The organism is Shigella sp. SIG6, from assembly GCF_053555815.1.
In genome coordinates this window covers 1-1,844 of record NZ_JBQZXC010000249.1, presented here as the reverse complement: position 1 = coordinate 1,844, position 1,844 = coordinate 1, and the positions used below count along the sequence as shown (strand labels likewise).

At 45.1% G+C, this 1,844-nt stretch carries 2 protein-coding genes and 1 tRNA gene; all 3 read right to left on the bottom strand.

Annotated features, from left to right (window positions below; all coding sequences use genetic code 11):
• Positions 1 to 546: protein YgeQ (gene ygeQ / locus ACUU1M_RS20015; protein ID WP_449144773.1), on the bottom strand; the 546-nt coding region annotated here is incomplete at its 3' end.
• A 221-nt stretch (positions 547 to 767) separates the two neighbouring features.
• Positions 768 to 841: transfer RNA gene (locus tag ACUU1M_RS20010), tRNA-Gly, on the bottom strand.
• A 78-nt stretch (positions 842 to 919) separates the two neighbouring features.
• A complete protein-coding gene (actS, locus tag ACUU1M_RS20005; RefSeq protein WP_005076919.1) occupies positions 920 to 1,675 on the bottom strand; it encodes an amidase activator ActS in 756 nt (251 codons plus the stop codon).
• Positions 1,676 to 1,844 lie beyond the last annotated feature (169 nt).

The following is a 1,844-nucleotide window of genomic DNA, read 5'->3' as shown; positions in this document are numbered from 1 at the left end:
AATTCCATCCAGTCGTTTTGGGTTGCTAATGATGTCCTGCATCCGCTTAATCTGGTCGGGCGTAGACATATAACCCCACAGGGTGAGCAGAACCTTTTTTGCGGCTACACTATTTCCTTGGTCTGATACTAATGCCATATAGCCCCATAAACTATCCCTCAGCCAGACAGCATCATAGTGGGTTTCTGCCGCTGTTTTGTCATCTTCGAAAGTAGAAGCAAGAATAAACGTTCCCCAGGGTTTCTCCGTCAACGTTAACTTTCGTGTGTTTTCTGTTAATGTTAGCAATCCTTGAATTTCGTCTTTGGTATAGTGACTCTTTATTTCATTTTTTAATTTGGCTGAGTTAATCAGAAGACGATAATTAGGATACTTATCTGGATTTAACGATAAATAACTTTTATCTGTTGCTGCCCCCCTGGAATTAAGAATGTTAAATACAGATTCGCTTATCACTTCTGCCTCTGTCGCCTGGCATGTGCCGCACGAAAATATACCAGCGAGCAGAAGAGTTAATGCAGATTTCCCTTTCATAAAATAATCCATCAATCGTTTGTTAAAAGCGTAGATAACCACTTATTCAACAACTTGAAAATAAGGTATTTTACCTGGGTTGTTACAAAAGGATTGCATTGCGTAAACGCTTTTTATTTACAAAAAAATGGGGAAGTGTTACAGCGATTGCGAAAAGCCTGAAGCGATTGAATTAAGATAATATAGAAAATCAGATACAGCAAAAATGGCAGATTGATCAGGTGAAGATAAATTGGAGCGGGCGAAGGGAATCGAACCCTCGTATAGAGCTTGGGAAGCTCTCGTTCTACCATTGAACTACGCCCGCTTCGAGATGCGTAAGGCATTATAAACCTTACGCTCTCCTTAGCAAGTGCCGCGCTGCTGACTGCTGATTAATTCGCCATCAGCATTTTGGCTTGCTGCCCTGCGGCGGCAAGTAACGTAGCGGATCAATTGCCGTTGCACGGTAACGAATCTGGAAATGCAGGCGAACAGATGCCGCATCCGTGCTCCCCATAGTGGCGATTTTTTGCCCAGTCTTCACGCTTTGCCCATTATTTACCAGCATCGTGTCATTATGGGCGTAAGCCGTAATGTAATCTTCACTGTGTTTAATCATGATGAGATTACCGTAGCCACGCAGCTGGTTGCCCACATACACCACCTTTCCTGCACCCGCGGCGTAAATAGGTGTACCCCGTGGAGCTGAGATATCCATCCCTTTATTGCCGCCATCTGCTGTCGAATACGGCATGATAACTTTCCCTGTCGTTGGCCATAACCAACAACGTTGCCCTACTGGCGGCCAGGAAGATTTCGGTACCGCTGATGACGGTGTAACCGATGCGGTTTTGGTCGTTGATTTGGCGGTTGATTTACGTGTACTACTGCTACTTTTCGCCCCACCCAGTTTTAGTTTCTGACCAACTTCAATGGTGTAAGGGGGGGAAATGCCGTTCAGTCGCGCCAGCTCTTTTACGCTGGTTCCCGTGGTGCGCGAAATACGATATAGCGTATCCCCCCGTTTCACGGTGTAAACGGAGCCGGAATACGTTCCTGTATCGGATGATTTGCTACCCGAACAGCCCGCCAATAGCAGTCCAACCGATAACAACATCACGATACCCAGAGATTTTTTATTCAGGCGTCCCGCACTCAAAATCTTTCCTCGCTTAAAAAACAAGACGCCATATCATAGCAGCCAGCCTCTTGATACCCAATCTCTTGCTTCTGGAAAAACGTGGTAATAGAGAAAGAGGTTAATTTCATTTGGCAAAGGGAAGTATCATCAGCAAAATATTCGCTGTAGAGGTATCGAAGTTCCTGAC